The following is a 21,409-nucleotide window of genomic DNA, read 5'->3' as shown; positions in this document are numbered from 1 at the left end:
AATGAAAGCATACCAAAAAATGCACCATTTGCAATTATAATTTCTTGTGTCATTGTATTTTTTATTTATAAACTACAGGAATAATTTCACCTTTAGCCAAGCAGTATTTGTTTACTTCTTCTTTAGAAAGTATTAAAGTGTAATCGACTTCTTTAACCTTAAAACTAATACTTCTAAGTTTGTTAAAATAGTCACGACCATAAACGCGTACATGGTCGTATTGCCCAAATATTTTTGCGCGTTCTTTTTTGTTTGTAATAGAATGGTTTTCAAAAGTTTTCTCTCGAGATAAATCTTGAGGAACCTGAAAAATACCATAACCACCAGGTTTCATTACACGATATAGCTCTTGCATGGCTTTAGTGTCATCTGGTATGTGTTCTAAAACGTGATTACAAAGTATAATATCGTAACTATTATCTTCAAATGGAAGATTACATATATCCGCTTTCACATCAGCAATTGGCGATTCTAAATCTGTAGTAGTATACTCTATATTTTTTAACGTTTTAAAACGTTTTAAAAAACATTGTTCGGGCGCAAAGTGTAGCACATTTTTTTTTGCAGTAAAAAAATCGGTTTCATTCTGGAGGTATAACCACAATAGCCTATGGCGCTCTAGAGAAAGTGTGGAAGGTGAGAGTACATTATTACGCTGTTTTTCATAGCCATAAGATAAAAACCTTTTAAAGCTTTTGTTATCTATTGGGTCTGTATAATTATTTCCTTTTAAAAGGAATGCTAGAATTGGGTGAATAATATAGCTTAACATTATAAGTAAAGGTCTTGGGACTAAATTTAGTGTAATTGATAAAAGATGTTTCATTTTCATATTTAAAGCACCAAAGCCTTCTGTCTAAATTCATCTTCTTCATTACTTTCTATACCTAAAGCATCGTATATATAACCAAAAGTGGATAGTATTTCTGGCTTTCCATCTACAATGGCTACATCATGTTCAAAATGTGCGCTAGGTTTGCCATCTTGTGTTGTAATTGTCCAACCGTCTCTATGTTGTTTAATGCGTTGTGTTCCTAAATTTATCATTGGCTCTATAGCAACAACCATACCTTCAATAAATTTTTTACCACGACCACGTTTACCATAGTTTGGCATTTCTGGATCTTCATGCATAACAAGCCCTAAGCCATGCCCAACAAGTTCTCTTACTACTCCATAACCATGGTCTTCGCAATATTTTTGTATCGCATAGCCAACATCGCCTACACGATTTCCAACTTTTAATTCTTTTATACCAACATATAAAGATTCTTTGGTTACTTGAAGTAATTTTTTGGTTTCAGGATCTATTTCTCCAACACCAAAAGTATATGCGTGATCTCCATAAAAGCCATGTTTTATAGCACCACAGTCTATAGAAATAATATCGCCTTCTACCAATGGTGTTTTATTTGGTATACCATGAACTACTTGCGAGTTCGGACTCATGCAAAGTGTATTAGGGAAGTCATATAAACCTAAAAAACCAGGTATTGCACCTTGATCTCTAATGCAAGCTTCTGCAATTTCATCTAACTCTAATGAAGTAACACCTGGTTTTACGGCTTTTGCAACTTCACCTAAAGTTTTAGAAACTACAAGTGCAGCTTCTCGCATTAATTCAATTTCCTCTTTTGTCTTTACTATAATCATATTCAAAAAAATATGCACAAATATAATTAAAATAAACTGCTTTTTTCTTCTTAGAATATGACTTTTGGTAGGTTTTTAAAATGTTTTAGATTGTATTTTTGTAATCTAAAATTTTAAAATATGTTTTCACCAGTTAGTGCAGAAGAAGCAGTAAAAGTTAAAAAATCTAATAATCGTGTTTATATACAAGCAGCAGCTGCGGCTCCACAAGCTTTAATTCACACAATGACTAATAGGTATGAGGAGTTAAAACATGAATTTGATATGAAGTGAAATTTAAAAAATTTCCTGGATGCGCTAAAACATTTTGTAAAATTAAAGTCGTGTCTGGTTCTGAATCTGTGTATTGGGTTTTACCATCCATATTCACATCATTAGCATTATATCCATTTATTATATAGGAAAGGAAATTTAGAAAATTACCTGAATCGTTTAAAACTACTGAGAGTATACTTGGCACGTCTGGGTTAGTACCAGAATATTGTACAATATCATCATCATTTAAATTCCCAGACCACATACCTACTAAAACACTAGCATACCAAAAGCAGTTTGCGCATTGATTCCATAAGTAATTTGGTTGTTAGCATCTGTAAAATTTATAACCGAAGGTGTTCCATTTAAACTGAAAGTATTATTAGTTATTACGCCTAAGTGGTTTCTATGATTTATTGATACGGAATAATTAGTGATAGGTTGATCAAATTCTAAGGTAGATACACCATCTACAGACACCACATCTCCATCACACTGTAATAAAGCTTTTTTTTCAATCTATAACGGATTATATCAAACTCTCCTGTGTCATAACTAAAGGCTTTTCTATACCTATAAGTTTTAGAATTGTTGGTGCTAAATCACCTAAAACACCATTCTTTATCTGTTTTAATTTATTGTCAATTAGAATAATAGGAACAGGATTTGTAGTGTGTGCTGTATTTGGAGAGCCATCAGTATTCATCATTGTTTCGCAATTTCCATGGTCTGCAATAAGTAGAGTTGTATAGCCATTTACTAAAGCAGATTTCACCACTTTTTCTACACAAACGTCTACAGCCTCACAGGCTTTTATGGCAGCAGACATAGAGCCAGTATGCCCAACCATATCTCCATTTGCAAAATTTAAGCACACAAAATCTACATCACCTTTCTGTAATTCTGGAATTAAAGTTTCTGTTAATTCAAAAGCACTCATTTCTGGTTTTAAGTCATAAGTCGCTACTTTTGGAGAGTTTTTTAATATACGAGATTCGCCCTTAAAAGGCTCTTCTCTTCCTCCAGAAAAGAAAAACGTAACATGTGGATATTTTTCTGTTTCCGCAATTCTAATTTGGGTTTTATTGTTTTTTTCTAATACTTCACCTAAAGTTTCTGTAATATTATCTTTATCGAAAATAATATGAATACCTTTAAAAGCATCACCATAATTTGTCATTGTAACATAGTACAAATTTAATTTATGCATGTTTTGTGCGTGATGATCGTTCTGGTATAATACGTCTGTTAATTCTCGACCTCTATCTGTTCTAAAATTAAAAAATAGAACAACATCGTCTTCTTTTATAGTTGCTAACGGAAGGCCATCTGTATTGGTTTTTATAATGGGTTTTATAAATTCATCTGTAATATCTGTATCGTAATGTTTTTGAACACTTTCAGTTAAATTATTAGATAATTCGCCAGCACCATTAACCAAAGCATTGTAAGCTAGTTTAACACGTTCCCAACGGTTATCACGATCCATTGCGTAGTATCGACCTATAATTGATGCTATTTCTGTATTCTTATTTTTAGTGTAGTTTTCTAAATCTTCAATAAATCCTTTTCCAGATTTAGGATCTACATCACGACCATCTGTAAAGGCATGAATATATGTGTTTTTAACACCAGCATTTTCTATAGTATCCATTAATGCTTTTAAGTGGTTAATATGAGAATGTACTCCACCATCACTAACCAAACCTAATAAATGAATGTTTTTTTCTTTAGCTTTAGCATAATTTAACGCATCTACTATTACTTTTTCTTGCGCTAAAGTATTGTTTTTTATTGCTAAATTAATTTTTGCTAAGTCTTGATAAACAATGCGTCCAGCACCTAAATTCATGTGTCCAACTTCACTATTTCCCATTTGACCTTCAGGTAAACCAACATGTAAACCATCTGTTCTTAGTTGCGCATGTGCATATTTTGTGTACAAATTATCTATAAAAGAAGTATTTGCATTGTCTATGGCGGATACTTTTGGGTCTGGGCTTTTTCCCCAACCATCAAGTATCATAAGGATGACTTTTTTGTTCATGTGTATTATGTTAAGTAAACAAATATAATAAAGAAAGTCCTGTATTAATAGTACTTTAAAGCGTAGTTTAACGAAAACGATTTAGTTTCGTCTATAGCGTTCTATGGCTTCTCTAATATTTTCTATTCTATTCTATTGTCTGGATCTGGGTGAGAGCTTGCGAACTCTGGCTGTCTGTTAGGTCCAGCTGCATCTTTTAAAATTTGCATAACGCCTATCATTTCTTCTGGATCGTAACCTGCACGCATCATGAAACGAACTCCAAGCTAGTCGCTTTCTAATTCGTCGTCTCTTCCGTTTTTAAGTAAAAGACTTTGTCCTCCTTGAGATATTAGTCCACCAATATCTGCACCAACAGATCCAGCAGTGGTAAGGCCTTGAAGTAATTTTCCGCTTTCAATTCTCTCTGCAGAATGTTTTTCTAAAACATGTCCAATTTCATGGCCTAAGACTCCTGCTAGCTGATCTTCATTTTTTAATTTTGAAAACAAAGCATAAGTAATATATATTTGTCCACCAGGTAAGGCGAAAGCGTTTATTGTATTTGGATCTGCAAGAAGATGAAAATCGTATTTGTATGGTGTGTCTTTTGCTATACTACTATTAACAAGCTTATTGCCAATATTATCTACTAATGTTTGCTATTGCTCGTTTGGATATAAACCACCATGTTGTTGTGCCATTTGGTTTATTCCAGAGAGTCCCATTCGAATTTCATCATCAGGAGTCATAGATATAGATTGAACTCTTCCAGTGTAAGGATTTTCTTCTCTATTCATAAAATGCTTAATTAGAAAAAATGCTGCAATTGCAACACCTATTAATAATCGTCCTTTAAGCCCACCTTTTTTCATGTATTGAATATGTTAGTTAGGTCATAAAGTTACAAAAGTTCGGGATTAATATCTAAAATATTTTCTCTTGTATATTTTGTAATAAAACCTTCTGTAAAGCTTTTGCTTCCTATAAGATTATCGTTTTTTAGAATTTGTTCAATATTCAATTGCTTATAAGCTTTTAGGTATTTAGAAGATAATGGTTTGTAACTGTAATGCCAAGGCTCGTATTTAAAGCCTTTTCGCATAGGTAAATCTGTATAAGCTAAATAAAAGCCATAATTTTTCGCATGTAAATCCATCCATTCTTTAAGCTTACAATAGGCTCCATTATTATGAAAATTAGATTCTAATAGAGTGCATCTTGGTTGCTTTACATTGGTTTGAAAAACATCTATGTCTGTTCCCTAATGATGTCTAGAAGTTCCTGGAATTGTTGAGTATTCTATTATTTTTTTATGTTTTCTTTAGGTAAAAGCCCGTTCGCTTCATTACTTTTAAATTTACGTTCCCAAATGCGTTTTTGGTGTGCAAAACTTCGATAACTAGAAACAGCTCCAATTTTAAGATTGCTTTTTATGGCTTCAGCTTGCATTTCTTTAAAAGCTAAATAAGCATCCTTTCTTAATTTAAAACCTTCTCCATAAAGATTAGGGTTTCCTTTTCCAATTAATTCGTCTTCAGAAATTGTAGTTTGGCAAAAAGCAGGTTGAGGAAGAATAGTAATTACTGAAATTACTATTATTAGAATTTTAAAAAACCTTTTGTTATTCATTAAGTTTAATATTTGTATTTCTAGTTGTTTTTTTGAGTGTGTTGAAGTGTTCTAAATTTAACTAAAATTACTAAAAATTATTGCCATGCCTTTCAGTTTTAAAATTATTGATAAAAAAGATATTAATAGTATCATTCCGTTAATTCAAAAATTAACGAATAATCCAAATTCAGACAGTTTACTAGAAGAATGTTTTTCTTTAATGGTAAACGAGAATTACGAGTGTGCTGGTGTTTTTGAAAACGAAAAATTAATAGGTATTTGTGGCATGTGGTTTCAAACAATGCATTATTGTGGGAAATCCACGGAGGTAGATCATGTTTACATAGAAGATAGTTTTCAAGGAAAAGGTTAAGTAAATTATTTTTTAAATGGTTATACGATTATGCTTTGTCTAAAGGTTGTAATGCTTCAGAATTAAACACTTATGTTCAAAATTACTCTTCTCATAAATTTTATTACAATGAAGGTTATGAAATTTTTGGATATCATTTTCATAAAACGCTATAATTTTCTTGCATTACATATAATAGTTTGTATATATTTACCATCGGAAATGCGAGAGTAGCTCAGTTGGTAGAGCGTCAGCCTTCCAAGCTGAATGTCGCCAGTTCGAACCTGGTCTCTCGCTCTAAAGCTTCATCTAATCGATGAAGCTTTTTTTATTTTAATTCATTTAAAAAAGTATTTGTTTTAATTTCATAGGCTTCCTTCTCGTATTCAAAAATTCTTGCTTCTAAGTTTCCTCTTAAAATAATATCTTTCCCTTTTACTTCAATAAAACTTCCTTCTCTTAGCCCAATTACTGGTTGAGTATTAAATTTATGAAATTCTTTAATACGTGTTTCTCTTGTTTCACCCATATGCTTGCTTCCTTCTATAGGGTCTAAGTAATGCGGATTAATATTAAAAGCCACAAGGCCTAAGGTTTTAAAACTAGGAGGATAAACAATAGGCATATCGTTAGTAGTGTTCATGTTTAGGCCACAAATATTACTACCAGCACTTGTTCCAAGATATGGTGTGCCGTTATTTATAACCTCTTTTAAAACGTTGATACAATTATTTTTATAGAGCTGGCTTACTAAAACAAAAGTGTTTCCACCACCAACATAAATACCTTTAGCTTCCTTTAATGCTTTTTTTGTGTCTTTAAATTCATGAATTCCCTTTACGCTTTTACCAATGCTTTTAAATGGCTTTTTTATTTTTCGGGTATATTCTTCATGAGAAATACCACTTGGCCTAGCATAAGGGATAAATAGAATTTCCTCTGTGTTTTTAAAATGAATTTTTAACTCATCTAAAAGGTATTCTAATGGTTCTCCACCGTAAACTGTAGATGTACTAGCTATAATTATGCTTTTCATTGTGTTAAATTTGTTGTAAATTTATATAAAGTATGTTTTTAACAAAAGTTTAAAACTCCTTTAAATTTTAATTAAGATAAAAAAAAACGTTATTTACAATACTAAATCTACCATAAATGAAACACTTATTAATTGTTTTAACATTCTTTGTTTCAACATTCTCCTTATTTGCTCAAGATGATACGCGTATTGAAGTAAAGGGTAAAATAATTGTAGATGTAGAAAATTTAGAGAATATTACAATTTTTAACACAACTTTTAATATTGGTACTGTTACAGATTCTATTGGTAATTTTAAAATAAGGGTAGCTTTAAATGATGAAATTAGAATTTCTTCAATTCAATTAATACCTTTTACTGCCAGAATTAATGATGCAGTAATAGATACCAAGGTTCTAAAAGTATACCTAAAAGAGTATATAAACACTTTAGATGAAGTTGTTTTATTGCCTTACGACTTAACTGGAGATTTAGCTACAGATGCTTTAGATGCAAAGGTCTCAGATCCAATAGTTTTTAACTTTGAAAGTTTTGAAAATTTCGAAATGCCAGACGATTATCATTCTAGTGTAGATAATATTGCAATGGGTACTCAAAATGATAGGCAACGATTTCAGGCAGATGGTATGGCAATAATAGGATTGTTAACCAACTTGATTTTTAAGAAGAAAAAGAATAAAAAAGAAAAAAAAGACCCAAGATTACAAACGCTAATATCCATACTTTCTCAGAAATTTAGTCATTCCTACTTTATAGAAAATTACAAAATCCCTGAAAATAAAGTAAGCGATTTTATAGGTTTTATAGAACAATCTCAATACGATGTAACACTTTTAGAACCTAAAAACGAATTAAAGTTGATAGAGTATATCCATTCACAAAGCAAAACTTTTTTAGCACTCGAGAATGGAAATAAAAAGTAAGATATTTTTTCTTTTAGTTCTAGTCTATAGTGCTAGTTTTTCTCAAAATACAATATTAGAAGGCGCTGTAAATGCAGAAGAAGGTGTTGAAAGCGTTCATGTAATTAATCAAACCCAAAAGCGCTACAGTATTACCAATGATAAAGGTTTTTTTAAAATAGAAGCTAAAAAGAATGATAGTATTGTTTTTACTTCTGTACAGTATACAACACTCACTCATGTAGTTACTTTAGATAATATTAATAATAAAAAAATGTCTGTTAATTTAGAAGTTCAAGTTAACGAGCTGCCAGAAGCTTTTATAGGTTTTACTTTAACTGGCGATTTAACAAAAGACGTTTTGAGTTCTAATGCAAAAAGAACAATAGATTTTTACGATGTTGGCATTCCAGGATACAAAGGAAAATTAAAAACTAAAAGCCAAAGACTGTTAAGTGAGGCAACTTCGGGAGGAGGATTAATTCCTCTAAATCCAATATTAAATGAAATATCTGGACGTACAAAAGAACTTAAAAAAAGAGTGAAATTAGAGGCAAATACAAAAATGATGAATGCTTTAAAGAACAGACTCTCTGAAGCTTTTTTTAAAGAAAATGAATTAATTGAAGATTTAAGAGCAGAATTTTTTTATTTCTGTGCAGAAGATGCAACATTTAAGCAACGTTGTGAGATTAGCGATTTAGAAGCCTTAAAATTTATGAAAGAAAAATATATTAGGTACAAGGAGAATTTAGCCGAAAAGAATAATTAATACCTTTTTGACTTCTTTCTGTAAGTTTGCAACAGAAAATAAAATCATGAAAATTATTAAATCGTTTTTACTACTAGCAATTATCGCATCTCTTGCATTTGTAAGTGCACACAAATATTACGTTAGTATTACTAAAATTGAATATATAAGCGAAAAGCAATCTGTACAAATTATTACACGTGTTTTTATAGATGATTTCGAAAAACTCCTTAAAGAACGATACAATAATAGTATAGTACTAAATACAAACACAAAAGAAGACCAAATAGATAATTATATAGCGAGTTATTTACTATCAAGAATAATAATTTCTATAAACGGAAAAGAATCTGAAATAAAATTTATTGGCAAAGAATACGATGGAGATGTTGTACAATGCTATTTAGAAGTCGAGAACATAGACAAAATTTCATCTTTTAAAATTGAAAACAAGGTGCTTTTTGATATGTTTAGCGATCAAAAAAATATTGTTCGTCTTAAAATAAACGATAGAACCAAATCTTTTATTTTAATACCAGAAAACAATAAAGGAATGTTAAATTTCTAAAAAAAAAGATGTTTAAATCTTAAAAATTGTTAAATTCAGCCTTTATTCTGAAAAATAATAATTTATATGAACAACTTAAAGTACTTCGTGCTATCTGCACTTTTTGTTACTGTTGGTGTATTCGCTCAACAAGACCAAGAAAAAAAAGAGCCTCAACAAGGCCATAAAAACGAAAATAAATTCAAGCAACTTTACGAGGAGTTTTCTACTCCAAACATGTATCGTGCAGCCTCTGGTGCGCCAGGTTCTGCTTATTACCAGCAACAAGCAGATTATAAAATGGATTTAGTGCTTGATGATGTTAATGCTAAATTATCAGGTTTCGAAACTATTACTTACACAAATAATTCACCAGATGTATTAAATTATCTTTGGGTACAATTAGATCAAAACATGCGTGCTAGAGATTCTAAAACACCTTTAATTCAAGGTAGTGGAGTTAGCCCAGTTGCTCAAATAGGATCGTATGCAAACGATTATATGGGAGAAGGATTTGATGGAGGTTTTAATATTGAGGAAGTAAAAGATTCAAACGGTAAAGCTTTACAGCATATGATTAATCGCACAATGATGCGAGTAGAAATGCCAAAACCTTTAGCTTCAGGAGCGCAGTTTTCTTTCTCTATTAAATGGTGGTACAACATTAATGATCACGTTAATGGAAGAGGACGTTCTGGATATGAGTATTTTAAAGAAGACGACAATAGAGCGTACGTTATTGCACAGTTCTATCCTAGAATGGCAGTTTATAATGATGTTGAAGGATGGCAAAATTCTCAGTTTTGGGGACGCGACGAGTTTGCATTACCATTTGGAGATTTCGATGTAAACATAACAGTACCAGCAGATCACGTATTAGATGGTACAGGAGTACTTACCAATAGAAAAGAAGTATACTCAAAAACTATGATGAAGCGTTATGAGAAGGCTATGAAGTCTTTTGATGAGCCAGTAGTAATCGTAACTCAAGAGGAAGTAGTTGCAGCAGAAAAAACAAAATCCACAAAGACAAAAACTTGGAAATTAAGTGCTAAAAATGTGCGTGATTTTGGTTTTGCAACATCAAGACGTTTTATTTTAGATATGATGGCTGTAGATATCAATGGTTCAATTAAAATGGCTGTTTCTATGTATCCAAAAGAAGGAAACCCATTATGGGAAGAATGGTCTACTAAGGCTGTAGCAAGTACTTTAAAATCATACTCACGTATGACTTTCGATTACCCTTATCATAAAGCCATATCTGTTCACGCTAAAAATCAAGGTATGGAATACCCAATGATTTGCTGGAACTATGGTCGTCCAGATGCAGAAGGAAACTACAGTGATCGTACAAAATTCGGTATGATGTCTGTAATCATCCACGAAGTTGGTCACAATTTCTTTCCAATGATAGTAAATAGTGATGAGCGTCAATGGACATGGATGGATGAAGGTTTAAATACTTTTGTACAGTATGTTGCAGAGCAGGACTTTGGGAAATGGTATCCAGATGCATTGTCTTCAGGACAATCATCTTACCCATCCCGTCGAGGACCAGCAGCAAATATTACACGTTATATGGGAGGAGATCAAAATTATATTGCTTCAATCATGACTAAAGGTTTAAATACATACCAATTTGGAAACAATGCTTATGGTAAGCCAGGAACTGCATTAAATATTCTACGTGAAACAGTAATGGGTGAAGACCTATTTGACTATGCATTTAGAGAATATTCTAAGCGTTGGATGTTTAAACACCCAACACCAGAAGACTTTTTCCGTACAATGGAAGATGCTTCAGCAGTAGATTTAGATTGGTTCTGGAGAGGTTGGTTTTACACTACAGATTACGTAGATATAGGAATTAAAGATGTAAAAAAATTCTATGTAACTACAAAACCAAATAAAGTAGGTGCAAATATGGCTAAGCGTTACGGAATAGATGAAAAAGATTTAGTGTATTTTGTAGAAGAGGGAAGTGATGAGTATAGTGAAGGAATGACTAGCGAAAGTGTTTCAGAAAAATCAACCTCTTTAAAAGAATATTTAATGGATAACTTTTCTGCAGCAGAACGTGCAACAATGGAAGAGCCAAAGTATTTTTATAGTGTAATTTTTAATAAACCAGGAGGTTTAGTAATGCCAATAATTGTTGAGTATGCTTACGCTGATGGTACTAGTAAAACAGAAACATATCCAGCTCAAATTTGGAGACTTAATGATAAAGAGGCTAGTAAAGCTATTGCTTCTGCTAAAGAGATTGTTACTATAACTGTAGATCCAAAATTAGAAACTGCAGATGTAGATACATCTAACAATACTTGGCCAAGAGAGGTTAAAGAAGGAGAGTTTGATGAATTTAAGAATAAAGTTAAAGACTAGTAATTAGTTTATTTAATTTCTAAAAAGCCTTTTCGAAAGATTAGGTTTTTTTTTATTGTTAACCTTTAAAGTTTTAACACAATTAAAACATTTTTTTCTTCTCGCTGATTTTCTTACTTTTGCAGACGTTAAAAAACTAATCAAATTAAAAAATAATATGGATAAAATGATGATTTACTTGCCAATAGCATTGGCAGTATTAGGCTTAATCTACATGTTTATTAAGCAAAAGTGGGTAATGAAGCAAGATGCAGGAGATGGTAAAATGAAAGAAATTTCAGATCATATCTATGAAGGCGCTTTAGCTTTTTTAAATGCAGAATATAGATTACTTGCAATTTTTGTAGTAATAGTAAGTGTATTATTAGCAATCGTTTCTTTTGTAGTACCAACAACACACTGGTTAATAGTTGTTGCATTTATTTGTGGAGCTGTATTTTCTGCTTTTGCAGGAAATTTAGGTATGAAAATAGCAACTAAAACTAACGTTAGAACAACACAGGCTGCAAAAACAAGTTTACCTAAAGCCTTAAGTGTTTCTTTTGGTGGTGGTACTGTTATGGGACTTGGTGTTGCTGGTTTAGCAGTATTAGGTTTAACAGCATTTTTTATTCTTTTCAATAATTACTTAGGAGGTGAAACTTTTAGTGTAGATAACATGACAATAGTTTTAGAAACATTAGCAGGATTTTCTTTAGGTGCTGAATCAATTGCTTTATTTGCAAGAGTTGGTGGTGGAATATACACCAAAGCTGCTGATGTTGGAGCTGATTTAGTTGGTAAGGTTGAAGCTGGTATTCCTGAAGATGATCCAAGAAACCCAGCGACAATTGCTGATAATGTTGGAGATAATGTAGGTGATGTTGCAGGAATGGGAGCAGATTTATTTGGTTCATACGTGGCAACTGTATTAGCTGCAATGGTTCTTGGTAACTATGTGATCCAAGATATGGGTGGTAATATTGGTGAAGCCTTTGGCGGAATTGGTCCAATTTTATTACCAATGTCAATTGCAGGAATTGGAATCATTATTTCTATAATTGGTACTTTACTGGTTAAGATTAGTAGCAATGATGCTAAGGAATCTCAAGTAATGGCTGCGCTTAATAAAGGAAACTGGACTTCAATCGTTTTGGTTGCAGTTGCTTGTTTTGGATTATGTAGGTGGATGTTACCTGAAACAATGAGCATGAACTTTTTTGGTGAAGGACCAGATGGTGGAAACTTATTGAAAGAGATTAGCTCTATGAGAGTATTCTATGCAACACTTGTTGGTTTAGTTGTAGGAGCTGTTATTTCTGGAGTTACAGAATACTATACAGGATTAGGTAAAAAACCAATTTTAAAAATTGTTCAACAGTCTTCTACAGGAGCAGGAACAAATATAATAGCAGGTTTAGCAACAGGAATGATTTCTACATTCCCATCAGTATTATTATTTGCTGGAGCTATTTGGGCATCTTATGCTTTTGCAGGTTTTTACGGAGTAGCTTTAGCTGCTTCTGCTATGATGGCGACAACTGCTATGCAATTAGCGATTGATGCTTTTGGACCAATTGCAGATAATGCAGGTGGTATTGCTGAAATGAGTGAGCAAGATCCAATTGTTAGAGAACGTACAGATATTTTAGATGCTGTTGGTAATACAACTGCAGCAACTGGTAAAGGTTTTGCAATTGCTTCGGCAGCATTAACATCTTTAGCTTTATTTGCTGCTTATGTAACGTTAACAGGAATCTACGGAATTAACATTTTTAAAGCACCAGTTTTAGCCATGTTATTTGTTGGTGGAATGGTACCTGTAGTGTTTTCTGCTTTAGCTATTAATGCAGTTGGAAAAGCTGCCATGGAAATGGTAGAAGAAGTAAGAAGACAATTTAGAGAGATTCCTGGAATTATGGAAGGAACTGGTAAACCGGAATACGATAAGTGTGTAGCCATTTCAACTAAAGCTTCTTTAAAAGAAATGATGTTACCTGGTTTATTAACGATTGGTTTTCCATTAGTTATTGCATTTGTTCCGATGTTGTTTGGAATGGAGAATAAAGCAATTGCTGAAATGTTAGGTGGTTATATGGCTGGTGTAACTGTTTCTGGTGTGCTTTGGGCAATCTTCCAAAACAACGCTGGAGGTGCTTGGGATAACGCTAAGAAATCTTTTGAAGCTGGTGTAGAGATTAATGGAGAAATGACTTACAAAGTTTCTGAAGCGCATAAAGCAGCAGTAACTGGTGATACTGTTGGAGATCCATTTAAAGATACCTCTGGACCATCAATGAACATTTTAATTAAATTAACATGTTTAATTGGTTTAGTAATTGCTCCAATTTTAGGAGGTCATACTGAAGAAGGAATAGCTACGAATACTTCTAATGTTGAAGTTAAACGTATTATTTCTTTAGAAACTGCAGATGATGGAGCTGTTATATCAGGAACTGCTTCTGCAAAAGTTACTACCAAAGTGATTAGTGATGATAAAATAGAAATCACAGAGAAAAATTTTGAAGGAAATTTAGAACAAGTTTCTAAGGAAGCAAGTGATTACGCAAAATCTAAAGAGTAAAAATATTCGTTTTCAGTTTTTAGATTAGGAATTATAAACCACGCTTTTAAGCGTGGTTTATTTTTATTTTGAAGTTTTATAATAGATAAAATATTCATGGCATTATTCAAAAAAGATCCTTTACAAATTATTGCATTCCAAAGTTATGGAACAGATACACATTTCTATTTGCGTGGTAGAGCGTTGCAGCACGAATCTATAGATTAGATAAACAAGGTTTCTTTAGTCTTCTAAGAAACAGTTGGAAACGTTTAGAATCTAATGAAGTAAAACATACTGCAATAACCATTAAGCTACCTAACGGTATTGTTTTAAATACAAAAAGTGATAATCATGGTTATTTTAAAGTAAAAGCAGACTTACAAGCTTTAAGTACAATAACAAATAGTGAAGGTTGGTTAACTTGTGAAGTTGCTTATAATGATGTTAACATAACGCGAAATATACAAAATAGTAATCGTTTTCCTGCTGAAATTTTAATACCATCAACCACTGCAGGATTTGGTGTTGCTAGTGATATAGACGATACTATTTTACACACAGGAGTAGTGTCTAAATTAAAATGGCGTTTATTATATAATTCGCTATTTAAATCTGCAAAAATGCGTTTACCTTTAGAAGGTGCTGCAGAATTTTATCATTTATTGCATAGAGGGAAATCTGGAGAAAATGCAAACCCTATATTTTATGTCAGTCACAGTTCATGGAATTTATACAGATATTTAGAGTTATTTTTAAGACAAAACAACTTTCCTAAGGGCCGAATTTTGCTAAGAAACTTTAGTGATATATTAAAGAGGAAGACAGCAAATCAAAAACCTCAGAAACAAAAAGAGATATTAAACTTATTAAAAACCTATCCTGAATTACCATTTATTTTAATAGTAGATAGCGGAGAACCCGATCCAGATATTTATATAGAAATAGCTAAGCAATTTTCAGAGCGTATTAAAGCCATTTATTTGCGTAGTGTAAAGCATAATAAAAGGATATTGCGTGTTAAAAGTTTACAAGAGCAGTTTAAAACAACACCTATATTATTAGTAGATAGTAGTAATCAAGCAATAGCTCACGCTTGAGAAAACGGATTTATTGAGTAGGCTTGCGTTAGTGATTACTCATCCAAATTATTTTGGAAGAAATCGTGATTACTTCGCAGTTGAAATGGCATCCTTTTTTTTGCTTCAGCAAATGGCAAAAAAAATATAGTGGATAGCGCGACCCTTGTGGTAACGCCCTAAACAGTATTAAAGAGTTAAAACAAACCGTTAATTTCTGCGTCTATTTTATTAAGTATCAATCCTAAATCTTCAGGATTTGCAACAAAATCTAAATTATCGACATCAATAATTAATAATTTTCCTTTGTCATAGCCTGTTATCCAAGCTTCGTAGCGTTCGTTTAATCTGCTTAAATAGTCTATACTTATTGAGTTTTCGTACTCACGACCACGTTTGTGTATTTGTGATACTAAGTTGGAGATAGAACTGCGTAAGTAAATTAATAAATCTGGACCTTGAACAAAGCTTTCCATAAGCTCAAAAAGTGAAGAGTAGTTTTTAAAGTCACGATTTGTCATTAAGCCCATGGCATGAAGGTTAGGTGCAAAAATATGTGCATCTTCATAAATGGTACGATCTTGAATAATATCTTTACCACTTTCACGTATTTGTGCAACTTGGCGAAATCTACTGTTTAAAAAGTAAACCTGTAAATTAAAACTCCAGCGTTCCATCTGGTTGTAGAAATCATCTAAATACGGGTTGTCAACTACATCTTCTAATTGTGCTTCCCATTTGTAATGTTTAGCAAGTAATTTTGTGAGCGTAGTTTTTCCAGCTCCAATGTTTCCGGCAAGTGCAACGTGCATATTATTTTAATTTTAGTTGGTAAGTATATAGCAATTTATCTGTGTAAATATACACGAATTGATTGGTTACAAAAAACTGACTTATTAACAAATTTGTAATGCTAACAGGTTTAATGGTTTCTGTGTTTTTTGCAGCATAAAATAATGTATTCTCCTTTTTTAAAATAATGTTTTCGTTGCACTCTTCAATCTTTGTGTATCCTTTATTAGGAGTTTTAGAGACTAAACTGCCAAAATAATTATATTTATAAATAAAATTCTTAGTAAGTAACCAGCACCAATTATAGTTGCTGGCAATATCTAGAATATTGTTTTCAATTGGTAATGTTTTTGCACGTATGGTGTTGTTTTTGTAATCGTACAATTCTAGTTGCATTAAATCTTGATTAAAAATCCATATAGTATTATCACTTCCAGTAGAAACATGAGATACATTTTTATAAGGTTTAGTTTGGTTAAAGTCTATTTTAAATATTTCCGCTAATCTGTTATCTAAAATTATAACCGTATTAAATGCTTTGTAAAAAAGGTTGATTTTTAAAGGATTAAAACTATTTGCAGATGTAATTGGACCCAATTGTACATTACTATATTTAAGTAATTTATTGTCTTGTTTTTTTGTTAGCGTATTATTTAAGGTGAAGAGTATAGTATAGAAGTTGTCTATGCCAATAATAGAATCGGCCTTAAATTCGATTTTGGTTTTTAATTCTGCCTTAATACTATCTTGAGCGAAAGCCGAAAATGTAAGGAGAAAAAGTATGTATTGTAGCTGTTTCATTGTGAAGTGAAAAGTACAAAAATTGAACCACTTTAATACTAAAAGCTTCATTTAGATAGTTGATTCTTTTGCTGGAATATTTTTTAAGAAAACTTTAACACATAAGCGTTAAACGTTTTTAGCTTTTAGTCGTCTTAACAATTATTAACTGTATTTTTACAAAATAAATTAAGAAATAATATTATGAAATTAAAAGCACTATTAACCTGCATTACACTTTGCTTAGCAGCATTTACATTTGCACAAGACGATTTTCAAGGTCAAGCAACATACATGTCTAAAACAAGTGTAGATATGGATGCTTGGGGAGGAAAAGAAATGAGTCCTGAACGTAAGAAAATGATAATGGAAAGAATGAAAAGTATGTTCGAGAAAACATTTATACTTACGTTCAATAAAACAGAGTCTATGTATGTTGAAGATGAAAAACTTGATACTCCAGGAGGAGGTAGAGGTATCATGATGAAAATGGGAATGGGAGGCGGTTCTCAATATAAAAACATTAAAGGCGGACTTATTATGGAAGATAAAGAGTTCATGGGCAAGCAATTTTTAATTAAAGATGAGTTAGAGAAATTTGAATGGAAGATGACAGGAGAGAGTAAGCAAATTGGTAAATACCTTTGCATGAAAGCCATAGCTATGAAGCCCGTAGACCAAACAGACTGGACTAAAATGCGAAGAAAAGATAGAGATAAAGATAAAAAGAAAGAAGAGGAAGATGCTAAAGGTGTTAGAACTGTAAGTACATTTGGTAAAGATGAAACTAGTAAAACTGATATAGCTAAAGATACTACAGTAGTTGCCTCTACAGAAAAAGAAACAACAACACTTACAATGGATGATATAGAAATTCCAAAAGAAGAAGAAGTTGTGGCTTGGTACACTATGCAAATTCCAGTAAATAATGGTCCTGGAGATTTTTGGGGATTACCAGGTTTAATTTTAGAAATAAATTCAGGTAGAACAACTATTTTGTGTTCTAAAATTGTAATGAATCCAGCTGAAAAGCAAGACATAAAACAACCATCTAAAGGTCAGGAAGTAACTAGAGCAGAATACACAGAAACTGTAACTAAGAAAATGGCTGAGATGCGTGAAATGTATGGCGGAAGAGGTCGTGGAGGACGCGGTAAATAGTAAAGTAACTTATAGAAACACATAACCAAACCACATTTATGAAACACATTTTCATACTGTTATTATTAATAGTAACAAGTATAACTTTTGCACAAGTTAAATACGAAGGTATTGTAACAGATAAAGAAGGTGAGCCATTAGAGTTTGCAAATGTTATTGCTATAAATAAAGAATCTAAGGTTTTAGAGTCTTATGCAGTAACAAACGATGCAGGGAAATATAAATTAAGTTTAGGAAAAAATACAACTTATAGTATTCAAGTAAGCTACATTGGTTTTACAACAAGCGAGCTAGAAATTACAACCAAAGAAGAAACTATAAGTAAAAATTTCAGCTTAGTAGCAGACAATACTCTAGACGAGGTAGAGTTAGTTTACGAAATGCCTGTTACTATTAGTGGAGATACCATAACTTATAATGCAGATTCTTTTAAAAACGGTACAGAGCGTAAGCTTGGAGATGTTTTAAAAAAATTACCTGGAGTTGAGGTAAATGACGATGGTGAAATAGAGGTAGAAGGAAAAACTGTTGGTAAAGTAATGATAGACGGAAAAGATTTTTTCGATGGAGACAGTAAGTTAGCAACTAAAAACATACCTGCAAATGCTATTGATAAAGTACAGGTTTTAAAAAATTACTCTAACAATAGTCAGTTAAGTGGTGTTACTAATAACCAAGATAATATAGCCATTAATATAAAACTTAAAGAGGGTAAAAAGAATTTCTGGTTTGGTACAGTTACTGCAGGTGTTGGAGATTCTCCAGACGGAGAACTGTATTTAGCACAACCTAAATTATTTTATTATAGCCCCAAAAAGAGTATTAATGTTATTGGTGATATTAATAATATTGGTGAGTTAGCCTTGTCTAGGCGAGATATACGTAATTTTGGAGGTGGTTTTCAAAAACCTAGCCAACAAAGTGGTACAAATATTAATTTAGGAAATAACGACTTGGGCTTTGCACAACTACAAAACAATCAAGCCAAAGATATAAACTCAAAGTTTTTAGCTGGTAACTTTAGTTACTCACCAAAAAGCACATTAGATTTATCTGGATTTGCCATTTTATCTAGTAGTAGAATTGAGTTACAACAAAATAGTAATGTATTATATACTAACCCAGCTTTTCGTATTCCAGATGAATTTACCCAAAGTAATACCAAGCAAAAAACAGATTTAGGATTAATAAAGTTAAGCACTAAGTATAAACCAAATGCAAATAATCAATTAGATTATGATATTATTGGTCGTATGTCTAAAGACATACAAATTAATGAAACATTTTCTAATGTTGTTGGTGCTGTAAACCAACTTGAAGATGCAACACCTTTTAGATTAAATCAAAATTTAAATTATTACTACACACTAGACGAGACTAATATTTTCGCTCTTTCAGTTCAGCATTTACTGCAAAATGAAGATCCTTTTTACAACGCTTTGTTAGAAAATGACCCTACAAATAACGATAATGGTATTGATCCAGACGATATGCTTCCTGATGAAGATCCTTATGATGGTACAGCTGAAGGTTTAGGTTTCGATAGGTCACAAATTAACTACAGCGTTAATCAAGAAAAACTTGTAAAAACAAATCAAATAGATGCAAAACTAGATTATTGGAATATTTTAAATAAAAAGAGTGATATCAATTTTACTATAGGAACTATACACAGTAATCAACAATTCGATTCTAATATTTTTCAAACGCTTGATAATGGAAATGAATTAGATACCAACTCTAGTATTACAGGAGTGTCAGACGTTAACGATATAAAGTACACCTTTAGCGATGTTTATTTAGGAATGCATTACCGTTACAAAACTGGAAAATTTACAATAAGTCCAGGTTTATCTGCACATGCCTATAGTGTGGTAAACGATCAATTTAATACAGAAACTAAAGACAACTTTTTTAGATTATTACCAGATTTAAATGTAAGAGTACAATTAAAAACCTCTGAAAATTTAAATCTCTCTTACCGTATGCAATCACAATTTACAGATGTAAATCAATTTGCTAGAGGTATTGTATTAAACAATTATAACTCAACATTTATTGGTAACCCAAATTTAGAGAATTCATTGTCTCATAATTTAAATTTAAGCTACTTTAGTTTTAATATGTTTAACTATACAAATGTATTTGCTTTTTTAAACTATAGTAAAAACATAGATAATTTAAGAACACAATCTATCTTCCAGCCAGGTTCTGTTATTAGAAGTAGTACACCATTTAATTCTGGGTTAGAGGACGAAACATTTACAGCAAGTGGTCGTTTTCAAAGACGTTTTGGTAAGTTGCAAGCCAGTATTAGAGGTAATTTTAATTATTCTAAATTCAACCAATTTATTAACAATCAATTATCTGTTAACGAGAATTTATCACAGACCTATACACCAACGTTACGTTCTAATTTTAGAGATGCACCAAATTTCGAGTTAAGCTATAGATATACAACAAGCGATAACGTGCAAGGTGATAGAACTACAAAAATTATTACAAATAGTCCATCTGTAGAGTTTGATGCGTTAATATTTAAAAAGTTTACATTTAAAACCGATTACGGTTACACCAGACAAACTGTAGGAGGTAATACCAATAGTTTTGGTCTCTTAAATGCTAATTTAATTTATAGAAAAGAGAATGATAGTAAATGGGAGTATGAAGTTAAAGCAACTAATATATTAGACGTAGATTCTAATTTAACTAATAACGTAGGAGGCTTTAGTGTTAGTACCAGTGAGTATTTTATACAACCAAGATTCTTAACGTTTAGAGCAGTCTACAATTTATAAAGTAAAGATTATAGTAATAAAAAAAGCGAGCATTTAGCTCGCTTTTTTTATACTTTAAAATAAACCTCTTCAAAAGGTATCCTAAACCTAGGTCCATAAACACCTTCTGGTTTTCTTATGCCACAGCTGATTACCATATTAATTTCGGCACTTCTAGGTAAGCCTAAAATCTGTTTTACTTTTAAGCTGTCACTGCCTTCCATTGGGCAAGTGTCGTAATTTATTTCAGACATGCTTAACATAAAATTTTCAGCAGCTAAACCTGCACTTTTGTGAGCCACAATTCTCATATCGCTAGATCTTACTTGTCTATAAATGGGTTTAAAAAGACCAATAACTTGAAATGTAAAATATTTAATTTGTCCAAGAATACCTAACAAGTCTGTGTAAATGGTTGGGATTAGTTTCTTATAATAATCCGTTGCCATTTTTTTTCGTTTTTCTTCTCTTTTAGATAAATCTGGTTTACTGTAAACACTATTTAGAAAACTTATGTTTGCTTTTGCGCGTTGTTTCCATAAATCTTTTCTTGCTACCACAATAACTAATTGCTTAGCCGTTTTTGCTGCACTTTGGTTAAAGCATGCTTTTGCTAATGCTTTAAGTTTAGTAGTATCTGTTACATGATAGAATTCCCAAAGCTGTAGATTACTACTGGTAGGAGCTAAAGATGCATTATAGATACATTGTTTAACTTTTTCGGTATCTATATCTGTGTCTTCATACACTCTAA

General features: G+C 31.8%; 23 protein-coding genes, 1 tRNA gene and 1 pseudogene. 11 read left to right on the top strand and 14 right to left on the bottom strand.

What is annotated here, in order from left to right:
• Window positions 1-61: 61 nt before the first annotated feature.
• Together QNK89_RS11575 and map are read right to left on the bottom strand one after the other, a co-directional pair.
• On the bottom strand, window positions 62-826 hold the full coding sequence (locus QNK89_RS11575; protein ID WP_340171325.1) for a methyltransferase domain-containing protein: 765 nt from the start codon (window positions 824-826) through the stop codon (window positions 62-64).
• 8 nt (window positions 827-834) lie between these two features.
• Entirely contained in the window at window positions 835-1,653 is an 819-nt protein-coding gene (gene map, locus QNK89_RS11570; RefSeq protein ID WP_340171324.1) for a type I methionyl aminopeptidase, read from the bottom strand.
• A 120-nt stretch (window positions 1,654-1,773) separates the two neighbouring features.
• On the opposite strand from map, the gene QNK89_RS11565 reads away from it, so the two are divergent.
• Entirely contained in the window at window positions 1,774-1,926 is a 153-nt protein-coding gene (locus tag QNK89_RS11565; protein ID WP_340171323.1) for a hypothetical protein, read from the top strand.
• Here QNK89_RS11565 and QNK89_RS11560 read toward each other — a convergent pair.
• The 7 genes and pseudogenes from QNK89_RS11560 to QNK89_RS11530 all read right to left on the bottom strand — a co-directional run bounded on the left by QNK89_RS11560 (window position 1,883) and on the right by QNK89_RS11530 (window position 5,566).
• Entirely contained in the window at window positions 1,883-2,173 is a 291-nt protein-coding gene (locus QNK89_RS11560; protein WP_340171322.1) for a hypothetical protein, read from the bottom strand. The two genes, QNK89_RS11565 and QNK89_RS11560, sit on opposite strands and share 44 nt — an antisense overlap.
• Window positions 2,174-2,178: 5 nt before the next feature.
• Window positions 2,179-2,391, bottom strand: coding sequence for a hypothetical protein (locus QNK89_RS11555; RefSeq protein ID WP_340171321.1), 213 nt, complete (start codon window positions 2,389-2,391; stop codon window positions 2,179-2,181).
• Between the two features lie 46 nt (window positions 2,392-2,437).
• The gene (gpmI, locus tag QNK89_RS11550) at window positions 2,438-3,955 is read right to left on the bottom strand and encodes a 2,3-bisphosphoglycerate-independent phosphoglycerate mutase (protein WP_340171320.1); all 1,518 of its coding nucleotides are present in this window, start codon (window positions 3,953-3,955) and stop codon (window positions 2,438-2,440) included.
• Between the two features lie 122 nt (window positions 3,956-4,077).
• Window positions 4,078-4,551: pseudogene (locus tag QNK89_RS11545) on the bottom strand (M48 family metallopeptidase).
• Between the two features lie 45 nt (window positions 4,552-4,596).
• On the bottom strand, window positions 4,597-4,809 hold the full coding sequence (locus tag QNK89_RS11540) for a hypothetical protein (protein ID WP_340171319.1): 213 nt from the start codon (window positions 4,807-4,809) through the stop codon (window positions 4,597-4,599).
• Between the two features lie 29 nt (window positions 4,810-4,838).
• A complete protein-coding gene (locus QNK89_RS11535; protein WP_340171366.1) occupies window positions 4,839-5,189 on the bottom strand; it encodes a D-alanyl-D-alanine carboxypeptidase family protein in 351 nt (116 codons plus the stop codon).
• A 50-nt stretch (window positions 5,190-5,239) separates the two neighbouring features.
• Window positions 5,240-5,566 carry a D-alanyl-D-alanine carboxypeptidase family protein gene (locus QNK89_RS11530; protein WP_340171318.1) on the bottom strand — a complete coding sequence of 109 codons (327 nt, stop codon included), beginning with the start codon at window positions 5,564-5,566 and terminating at the stop codon, window positions 5,240-5,242.
• Window positions 5,567-5,651: 85 nt separating this feature from the next.
• On the opposite strand from QNK89_RS11530, the gene QNK89_RS11525 reads away from it, so the two are divergent.
• A complete protein-coding gene (locus tag QNK89_RS11525) occupies window positions 5,652-5,921 on the top strand; it encodes a hypothetical protein (RefSeq protein WP_340171317.1) in 270 nt (89 codons plus the stop codon).
• Window positions 5,922-6,124: 203 nt separating this feature from the next.
• Window positions 6,125-6,197 (top strand) — tRNA-Gly (locus QNK89_RS11520).
• A 31-nt stretch (window positions 6,198-6,228) separates the two neighbouring features.
• On the opposite strand, the gene pepE is transcribed toward QNK89_RS11520, so the two are convergent.
• Window positions 6,229-6,936 carry a dipeptidase PepE gene (pepE, locus tag QNK89_RS11515; protein ID WP_340171316.1) on the bottom strand — a complete coding sequence of 236 codons (708 nt, stop codon included), beginning with the start codon at window positions 6,934-6,936 and terminating at the stop codon, window positions 6,229-6,231.
• Window positions 6,937-7,052: 116 nt separating this feature from the next.
• Between pepE and QNK89_RS11510 the strand changes: the two genes are divergently transcribed.
• The 5 genes from QNK89_RS11510 (at window position 7,053) to QNK89_RS11490 (ending at window position 14,087) form a co-directional block, all read left to right on the top strand.
• The gene (locus QNK89_RS11510) at window positions 7,053-7,859 is read left to right on the top strand and encodes a hypothetical protein (protein WP_340171315.1); all 807 of its coding nucleotides are present in this window, start codon (window positions 7,053-7,055) and stop codon (window positions 7,857-7,859) included.
• A complete protein-coding gene (locus QNK89_RS11505) occupies window positions 7,843-8,610 on the top strand; it encodes a hypothetical protein (RefSeq protein WP_340171314.1) in 768 nt (255 codons plus the stop codon). Before QNK89_RS11510 ends, QNK89_RS11505 begins: the two co-directional genes overlap by 17 nt.
• 46 nt (window positions 8,611-8,656) lie before the next feature.
• Complete coding sequence (locus QNK89_RS11500) at window positions 8,657-9,157, top strand: DUF6702 family protein (protein ID WP_340171313.1); 501 nt, start codon at window positions 8,657-8,659, stop codon at window positions 9,155-9,157.
• A 66-nt stretch (window positions 9,158-9,223) separates the two neighbouring features.
• A complete protein-coding gene (locus tag QNK89_RS11495; protein WP_340171312.1) occupies window positions 9,224-11,524 on the top strand; it encodes a M1 family metallopeptidase in 2,301 nt (766 codons plus the stop codon).
• 157 nt (window positions 11,525-11,681) lie between these two features.
• Window positions 11,682-14,087: a sodium-translocating pyrophosphatase gene (locus tag QNK89_RS11490; protein ID WP_340171311.1), complete on the top strand. Its 2,406-nt coding sequence runs from the start codon at window positions 11,682-11,684 to the stop codon at window positions 14,085-14,087.
• 415 nt (window positions 14,088-14,502) lie between these two features.
• On the opposite strand, the gene QNK89_RS11485 is transcribed toward QNK89_RS11490, so the two are convergent.
• Complete coding sequence (locus tag QNK89_RS11485; RefSeq protein ID WP_340171310.1) at window positions 14,503-14,628, bottom strand: hypothetical protein; 126 nt, start codon at window positions 14,626-14,628, stop codon at window positions 14,503-14,505.
• A gap of 7 nt (window positions 14,629-14,635) precedes the next feature.
• On the opposite strand from QNK89_RS11485, the gene QNK89_RS11480 reads away from it, so the two are divergent.
• A complete protein-coding gene (locus tag QNK89_RS11480; protein ID WP_340171309.1) occupies window positions 14,636-15,166 on the top strand; it encodes an App1 family protein in 531 nt (176 codons plus the stop codon).
• Between the two features lie 176 nt (window positions 15,167-15,342).
• Here the strand turns inward: QNK89_RS11480 and QNK89_RS11475 are convergent, their stop codons facing one another.
• Entirely contained in the window at window positions 15,343-15,957 is a 615-nt protein-coding gene (locus QNK89_RS11475) for a deoxynucleoside kinase (RefSeq protein WP_340171308.1), read from the bottom strand.
• 1 nt (window position 15,958) lies between these two features.
• A complete protein-coding gene (locus QNK89_RS11470; protein ID WP_340171307.1) occupies window positions 15,959-16,738 on the bottom strand; it encodes a hypothetical protein in 780 nt (259 codons plus the stop codon).
• A 183-nt stretch (window positions 16,739-16,921) separates the two neighbouring features.
• On the opposite strand from QNK89_RS11470, the gene QNK89_RS11465 reads away from it, so the two are divergent.
• On the top strand, window positions 16,922-17,878 hold the full coding sequence (locus QNK89_RS11465; RefSeq protein ID WP_340171306.1) for a GLPGLI family protein: 957 nt from the start codon (window positions 16,922-16,924) through the stop codon (window positions 17,876-17,878).
• A gap of 38 nt (window positions 17,879-17,916) precedes the next feature.
• Window positions 17,917-20,676: a carboxypeptidase regulatory-like domain-containing protein gene (locus tag QNK89_RS11460; protein WP_340171305.1), complete on the top strand. Its 2,760-nt coding sequence runs from the start codon at window positions 17,917-17,919 to the stop codon at window positions 20,674-20,676.
• Between the two features lie 47 nt (window positions 20,677-20,723).
• Here QNK89_RS11460 and QNK89_RS11455 read toward each other — a convergent pair.
• Window positions 20,724-21,409: nitroreductase family protein (locus QNK89_RS11455; protein ID WP_340171304.1), on the bottom strand; the 686-nt coding region annotated here is incomplete at its 5' end.

It is taken from the genome of Lacinutrix sp., assembly GCF_037625555.1.
Taxonomy (GTDB): Bacteria; Bacteroidota; Bacteroidia; order Flavobacteriales; family Flavobacteriaceae; genus Lacinutrix.
The sequence above is the reverse complement of the archived record's forward strand: the minus strand, read 5'-3'. Positions and strand labels throughout refer to the sequence as shown.